Consider the following 7435-nt stretch of genomic DNA (forward strand, 5'->3'; position numbering starts at 1 on the left):
GCGCCTTCGCGTACCCGCGCCCGTGGACCGGCCCCGAGGGGCATCGGCCGTCGAGCGTCTTCGAACGGGTGAAACCACGTTTCCCGCTCCCGCGGAGCGCGTTCACAGAGGGGCGCTCGGACGATCATGTAGTACGCGGGGTCGCCTGCCGCGCCCGTCGACGGACCGAGAGGAGTTCCGCGATGGCTGCGGAACGTGAACAGGAGGCACCGGTATGACCCAGGCCGCCCGGGGCGCGCTGCCCGAACAGCTCGTGACCCTGCTGACCCAGCACATGGAGGTCCGGCTGGAGCCCGGGGACCTGGCCCCGACGGCCACCTTCAAGAGCCTCGGCGTGGACTCCCTGTCGCTGATGGAGCTGGTGGTGGCGGCGGAGGACGAGTTCGGCATCGTCCTGCCCGAGGACACCCTGGACCTCTCCCCGGCCTCCACGCTCGCGGACGCGGCCCGAGTCTTCGAGGAGGCGGCCTGTGCCGCCGACGACGCGCGCTGAGATCGCCGTCACCGGCCTCGGTCTCGTCACCCCGGCGGGACACACCGCCGAGGACAACTGGGCGGCCCTGTGCCGGGGACGTTCGCTCGCCGCACCCGATCCCGAACTCGCCGGGCTCCCGGTCGACTTCTCCTGCCAGGTGCCCGGCTTCGACGCCGCGGCGGAACTCGGCCGGCCGCTGGCCCGGCGGGTGGACCGGTTCATCCAGTTCGCCCTGGTCGCCGCCCGCCGGGCCGTCGCCGACGCCGGACTCGGCACCGGCACCGGCACCGGCACCGGCCGCGGTACCGACGGCGGGCTGGGCGACCGGGTCGGGGTCGTCCTCGGGGTCGGGTCCAACTGCCTGAGCACGTACGTCACCGAGTTCGGCCACCTCGGCGCGGGCCGCCCGGAGCGGGTCTCGCCGCTCGCCCTGCCGCGCAGCGTGCCCAGCATGGCCGCCGGCGAGGTCGCCATCGACCTCGGCGCGCGCGGCCCCAACTTCACCACCGCCAGCGCCTGCGCCTCCGGCACCACCGCGCTGGGCGTGGCCCGCGATCTGCTCCGCTCGGGCACCTGCGACATCGTGCTGGCGGGCGGCAGCGAATCGGCCCGCTCCCGGATGACCGCCACCTGCTTCGCCCGGATGCGGGCGCTGTCCCGGCGCCGCGAGGAACCGGAGCTGGCCAGCCGGCCGTTCGACGCCCGGCGGGACGGCTTCGTGCTCGGCGAGGGCGCGGCCGTCCTCGTCCTGGAGCGCGCCGCCGACGCGCGCGCCCGCCGCGCCCGCCCGCTGGCCCTGCTGCGGGGGTACGGCGCCGGCGCCGACGCCCACCACCCGGTGGCCCCGCACCCGGACGGCGACGGCGCCGTACGGGCCGTCACCGCCGCGCTGCGGGACGCGGGCTGCGGTCCCGGGGACATCGCGCACGTCAACGCGCACGGCACCGGCACCCCGTTGAACGACGCGGCGGAGGCCGCCGCCCTGACCCGGGTCTTCGGCGACGCCATGCCCGCGGTCACCGCGGCCAAGGGGGTGATCGGCCATGCCCTGGGGGCGGCCGGGGCGATCCAGGCGGCGTACACGGTCCTCGCCCTGCGCCACGGCCTGGTGCCTCCGGTCGCCAACTTCGAGGGGCAGGACGGCGATCACAAACTCGACATCGTGGCCGGACGGCCCCGCCCGGCCACCGGCGCCGGGCTCAGCTGCTCCTTCGGTTTCGGCGGCCAGAACGCCGTTCTTCTCCTCACCCCGGCGTAGCCGCCGCCGGACAGCCACAGCACACGGACGCAGAAAGCAGAAAGGGGTGGAAGCCGTATGCCGACAGGTCGGACGACGGTGGGGCGCGGGGGGTGGGGGCCGGCCGAGCCGGGACCGCGGGTCAGGGCGGTCCGGACCGCCGTACCGGCGCACCGGTTCACCCAGGAAGAGATCATGGAGGCCATCGCGGGCACCACGCTGGGGCGCTCCCAAACCGGCCGGCTGATGCTCCGCAAGATCCAGGCCAACGCGGGGGTGACGACGCGCCACTTCGCGCGGCCGCTCCGGGAGCTGAGCGGCCTGACCGACTTCACCGACGCCAACCGGGCCTGGCTCGAGACCGCGCTGGACCTCGGCGAACAGGTCCTCACCGAGGCGCTTCAGGCGGCCGGTGTACAGCCCTCGGACGTGGACGCCGTGATCAGCACCACGGTCACCGGGCTGGCGGTGCCGTCGATCGAGGCGCGCCTCGCGCAGCGGGTCGGCCTGCGCCCGGACGTCCGGCGCGTCCCCCTGTTCGGCAACGGCTGCGCGGGCGGCGCCGCGGGCCTGGCCCTGCTGCGCGACTATCTGCTCGGCCACCCCGGCCACATCGCGGTGCTGCTCTCCGTCGAACTGTGCTCCCTGGCCTACCGGACCGACGACACGTCGATGGCGAACATCGTCGCCGGAAGTCTCTTCGGGGACGGCGCGGCGGCCGTCGTGGCGTTCGGCGCGCAGCGGCACCGGCAGTCCGGCGGCACCGGCGGCGGGCCGGAGCTGGTGGACAGCCACAGCCGCCTGGTGCCCGGTACCGAGGAGGTGCTGGGCTGGGACATCGGCTCCCACGGCCTGCGCATCCTGCTCTCCCACGACGTCCCGGAACTCACCGCGGAGCATCTGCCGAAGGCCGTCTACGACCTGCTCGGCCGGCATGCGCTCACCCCCGGGCAGATCGCCACCTGGATCGTCCACGGCGGCGGACCGAAGGTGCTCACCGCGGCGGAGCGCGCCTTCGACCTGCCCCCGCAGACACTCGAACCGACCCGGCGGTCCCTGGCCGACAGGGGCAACCTCTCATCGGCCTCCGTCCTGCACGTGCTGCACACGGCGATGGCGGCACCACCGCCGCCGGGCGCGCCCGGCCTGGTCGCCGCCATGGGTCCCGGGTTCGCCATCGAGCTGGTGCTCACCCGCTGGTGAGTGTGGTGAGTCCCTCCGCCGTACGACCAGACAAGGATGCCGACCGCCCATGACTCTCACCCCCGCGCACCACGAAGGAGTGGCGGCCGGACCGGACCAGGTGGCGCACCGCCGGGTGCTGTGCGTGATGTGCCTGGCGCTGATGCTGGTCACCGCCTCCATGTCCGCGCTGAATCTGGCCCTCCCGGACATCGGCCTCGACCTGTCGGCCTCCTTCACCTCGCTCACCTGGATCGTCGACAGCTACACGGTGGCCCTCGCCGGCCTGGTGCTGCCGCTGGGCGCCCTCGGTGACCGGGTCGGCCGCCGTGCCGTACTGATCGCCGGAACCTTCGTCTTCGGCGGGGCCGCCTTCGCCGCGGCGGTGTCCTCCAGCAGCACCGGTCTCGTCGGGTGCCGGGCGGTGATGGGCCTGGGCGCCGCGATGATCATGCCGGGGACCCTGTCGACCATCACCGGCGTCTTCCCGGCGCACCGGCGCGCCAAGGCGGTGGCGATCTGGTCCGGCTGCGCCGCCGCCGGGTCCATCCTCGGCATGCTCGCCTCCGGAGCCCTGCTGGAGTACTTCTCCTGGAGGTCGATCTTCGTGGCCCTCGGCTGCGGCGCCCTGGCCGCGGCGGTGGCGGCCGGCGTGTGGGCCCCGGAGTCCAAGGACGCCTCCCCCGGCCGGTTCGACGCCGCCGGAGCGGTGTGCACCGCTCTCGCGCCGGGCGCGCTGGTGTACGCGCTGATCGCGGGCAGCGACCAGGGCTGGGGCACGCCCGAGGTCGTCGTCGCCCTGGTCGTCGCGGTGGCGGCCGGCACCGCCTACGCCCTGCTCGGGCTGCGCGCCGAGAACCCGCTGCTCGACCCACGGCTGTTCCGGGTGCGGGAGTTCTCCCTGGGCAGTGTGGCGCTCACCGTGCAGTTCATGATCCTGTTCGGCTTCTACTTCGTGGGCCTCCAGTACCTGCGGCTGATCCTCGGCTACGGCCCGCTGAAGTCCGCCGTCGCGCTGGTGCCGGTCGCCCTGGTCGTCGTACCGACCTCGCTGGCCACTCCGCCGCTGGTGCGGCGGGTGGGCAGCCGGGTGGTGATGACGTGCGGTCTGATGCTGCTCGCCTCTGGGCTGATCGCCATGTCGCTGCTGACGGCCGCCTCCGGGTATCCGCCGTTCCTCGGCAGTCTGCTGCCGGCCGGTCTCGGCATCGGCCTGATCGGGGCCGCGGGCACCTCCGCGCTGACCGGCTCGCTGCCCCCCGACCGGCAGGGCGTGGCCTCGGCCGCCAACGACGTCACCCGGGAGGTCGGGGCGTCCCTCGGCATCGCGCTCATGGGCTCGGTCTTCGGCAGCCACTACCGGTCCTCGCTGACGGTGGACCTCGGCCGGCTGCCCGAAGCCGCGGCCGCGGCGGTGCGCCGCTCGCCGGTCGGCGGGCTGTACGTCGCGGAGCTGCTCGGGCCGCGGGGCGCGGCGCTCGCCGCGGACGTGCGGAACGCGTTCATGAACGGCATGTCCGCGGCGCTCCTCGCGGTGGCCGTGGTCACCGCCGCGGCGATCTGTCATCTCGCCCTGAGCGGGCGGCGGGAGGGCTCCGGCCGGCCCGCGCCCGGGGCGAAGCGGACGGCCGTGCCCGGGGCCGCGGAGGACTCGGAAGCGGTCGAGTGACCGCCCCCGGCACGGCGGCGGTCCCGCTCGGGGCGCTGCTCCTGGTCGCCGCCGTCTGCTGTGTGCGCGTGGCCGAGCTGTCGGTGGCCCGGCGCAACACCCGCTGGGCCGCCGCCCACGGCGGTGTGGAGTACGGCCATCGGCGCTATCCGCTGGTGATCGTGCTGCACACCTGCCTGCTCGCCGGGCTGCTGCTCGAAGTCACCCTGGCCCGCCGTCCGTTCGTGCCGCCGGTCGGCTGGTCCGCGGTGGCCGTGCTGGTGCTGGTACAGGGCGTGCGCGGGTGGTGCATGCGCTCCCTCGGGCCGCGCTGGAACACGCGGATCGTCGTGGTCCCCGGTCTGGCCCGGGTGCGCCGGGGGCCGTACCGGCTCCTGCGGCACCCCAACTACTGCGCCGTGGTGCTGGAGGGCATGGCCCTGCCGATGGTGCACACCGCCTGGCTGACCGCCGTGCTGTTCACCGTCGTCAACACGGTCTTCCTGGTCTCCTGGGCGCGGCTGGAGGAGCGGGCGCTGGCGCTCGCGGCGAGCGGGTGCGGGAGCGGGGCGGGCCGCCCTCTGTCACCGGGCCGCCGGGGTGCCGGAAAGGCGAACGGCCGGAGCCCCCGCACAGTGGGCTCCGGCCGTTCTGTTTTCTGACCTGTCCGTGGCAGGTCAGAGCGCGAGGCCGGTCAGGACCAGCACGCGCTCGTAGGTGTAGTCCTCCATCGCGAACCGCACGCCTTCGCGGCCCACACCGGACTGCTTGGCGCCGCCGTACGGCATCTGGTCGGCGCGGTAGGACGGGACGTCGCCGATCACCACACCGCCGACCTCGAGGGCGCGGTGGGCACGGAAGGCGGTCTGGAGGTCGTGGGTGAACACGCCCGCCTGGAGGCCGTACTTGGAGCTGTTGACCGCGGCGAAGGCCTCGTCCTCGCCGTCCACCTTCTGCACGGTGAGGACCGGTCCGAAGACCTCCTCGCAGGCGAGGGTGACGTTCTCCGGTACGTCGGTGAGGACGGTCGGCGCGTAGGAGGCGCCGTCGCGGTCACCGCCGGTGAGCAGCGTGGCGCCGGCCTCGACGGCCTCCTTCACCCAGGACTCCACGCGCTTCGCGGCGTCCTCGCTGACCAGCGGGCCGACGTCCGTCTTGGCGTCGCTCGGGTCGCCGGTGACCTGGGCCTCGACGGCGGCGACGATACGCGGCAGCAGACGGTCGTGGACGGAGGCGTCGACGATCACGCGCTGCACGGAGATGCAGGACTGGCCGCCCTGGTAGTTGGAGAAGGTCGCGATGCGGCTCGCGGCCCAGTCCAGGTCGGCGTCGGAGGCGTAGTCGCCGAGGACGACCGCGGCGCCGTTGCCGCCCAGCTCCAGGGTGCAGTGCTTGCGCGGCACCGAGTCCATGATCGCGTAGCCGACCTTGTCGGAGCCGGTGAAGGAGATCACCGGCAGGCGCTCGTCCTGGACCAGGGCGGGCATCCGGTCGTTGGGCACCGGCAGGACGCTCCAGGAGCCGGCCGGCAGCTCGGTCTCGGCGAGCAGCTCGCCGAGGATCAGGCCGGACAGCGGGGTGGCCGGGGCGGGCTTGAGGATGATCGGCGCGCCGACCGCGATCGCCGGGGCGACCTTGTGGGCGCACAGGTTCAGCGGGAAGTTGAACGGCGCGATGCCGAGGACGACACCCTTCGGGAAGCGCCGGGTGAGGGCGAGGCGTCCCTGGCCGCCGGCGTCGGTGTCGAGCCGCTGGGCCTCGCCGCCGTTGAACCGCCGGGCCTCCTCGGCGGCGAACCGGAACACGGAGACGGCACGGCCGACCTCGCCGCGGGCCCACTTGATGGGCTTGCCGTTCTCGGCGGAGATCAGCTGGGCGATCTCCTCGGTGCGCTCGGCCAGCCGCTTGCTGACGTGGTCGAGGGCGGCGGCGCGGACGTGCGCCGGGGTGGCGGCGAACTCGTCCCGCACGGCGTACGCGGCGGCCACGGCCTCCTCGACCTGGGCGTCGCTCGGCACGCTGACCTTGCCGACGAGCCGGCCGTCCCACGGGGAGGTGACGTCGAAGGCGGCGTCGCCGGTGACCTGGCGGCCGGCGAGCCAGAAGGCATGGGTGGAAGTCATGTGCGAGTCCCGGCCCTTCCGCGTTGGGGGTGCTTGTCTTTCGTGGTCCACGGTAGGGCGGGCCCGGCCGGAGGTCGTTTGTCCGCGCAGTAGCAGTCGGGCCGGGTGGTGCTACGGATTGGCGGAGTAGGGCCTGGTCAGTCCGGCGAGGTCGCCTTGAGGGCGAGCCACAGCTCCATCCGGACGTCCGGGTCGTCCAGGCTGCGCCCCAGGATCTCCTCGACCCGGCGCATCCGGTACCGCAGGGTGTGCCGGTGCACCCCGAGGTCCGCCGCGGCCGCGTCCCACTGGCCGTGCCGGGACAGCCAGGCCCGCAGCGAGGCGACCAGATCCCCGCGCCCGGTCGCGTCGTGCTCGTGCAGCGCGCGCAGCAGCCCGTCGGCGAACGCCTTCACCGCGTCGTCGGCGAGCAGCGGCAGCACGGACCCGGCGGCCAGCTGCTCGTGCTCGACCAGCACCCGGCCGCGCCGCCGGGCCACCGACAGCGCCTGCTCGGCCTGCTTGTAGGCGGCGGCAGCGGCGATCGGCCCGGCCGGTGCGGACAGGCCGACGACCAGCTCCTGCTCCTCGGCGGCCGCCTTCTCCGGTACGGCGCGGGCCGCCTCCAGCGTCGCCGCGTACTGCGTGCACGCGGCGGCGGCCGCGGCGCCCGGCGCGGGCCCCACGACCCGGCCCTGCCCCCCCGGTACCACCCGGAGGGCCGCGCCCGGGCGCGCGGGGGCGGCCTACACGCGCGCCCCCACCGCGCCCAGCGGATGGCCCGCCGCGGC

6 protein-coding genes and 1 pseudogene are annotated in these 7435 nt (G+C 74.7%); 5 read left to right on the forward strand and 2 right to left on the reverse strand.

The annotated features are described in order from the left end of the window. Nucleotides 1–214: 214 nt before the first annotated feature. From ACFVIU_RS00310 to ACFVIU_RS00330, 5 genes are read left to right on the forward strand one after another with little or no spacing between them, the layout of a single operon-like run. Nucleotides 215–493, forward strand: a complete 279-nt coding sequence (locus ACFVIU_RS00310) for a phosphopantetheine-binding protein (protein WP_385839643.1) — start codon at nt 215–217, stop codon at nt 491–493. Next, the gene (locus tag ACFVIU_RS00315; protein WP_385839644.1) at nt 471–1733 is read left to right on the forward strand and encodes a beta-ketoacyl-[acyl-carrier-protein] synthase family protein; all 1263 of its coding nucleotides are present in this window, start codon (nt 471–473) and stop codon (nt 1731–1733) included. Before ACFVIU_RS00310 ends, ACFVIU_RS00315 begins: the two co-directional genes overlap by 23 nt. 57 nt (nt 1734–1790) lie before the next feature. Then, nucleotides 1791–2915, forward strand: a complete 1125-nt coding sequence (locus ACFVIU_RS00320; protein ID WP_385839645.1) for a type III polyketide synthase — start codon at nt 1791–1793, stop codon at nt 2913–2915. Between the two features lie 49 nt (nt 2916–2964). Next, a complete protein-coding gene (locus ACFVIU_RS00325; RefSeq protein WP_385839647.1) occupies nt 2965–4563 on the forward strand; it encodes an MFS transporter in 1599 nt (532 codons plus the stop codon). Next, entirely contained in the window at nt 4560–5204 is a 645-nt protein-coding gene (locus ACFVIU_RS00330) for an isoprenylcysteine carboxyl methyltransferase family protein (protein ID WP_385839648.1), read from the forward strand. The genes ACFVIU_RS00325 and ACFVIU_RS00330 overlap by 4 nt, the downstream gene beginning before the upstream one ends. Nucleotides 5205–5219: 15 nt before the next feature. On the opposite strand, the gene ACFVIU_RS00335 is transcribed toward ACFVIU_RS00330, so the two are convergent. Next, a complete protein-coding gene (locus tag ACFVIU_RS00335; protein WP_385839649.1) occupies nt 5220–6665 on the reverse strand; it encodes an aldehyde dehydrogenase family protein in 1446 nt (481 codons plus the stop codon). 137 nt (nt 6666–6802) lie between these two features. After that, a pseudogene (locus ACFVIU_RS00340) lies at nt 6803–7309 on the reverse strand (PucR family transcriptional regulator); the annotation flags it as partial. Nucleotides 7310–7435 lie beyond the last annotated feature (126 nt).

Origin of the sequence: Streptomyces sp. NPDC127190, from assembly GCF_042672505.1 — a bacterium.
Classification (GTDB): Bacteria; Actinomycetota; Actinomycetes; order Streptomycetales; family Streptomycetaceae; genus Streptomyces.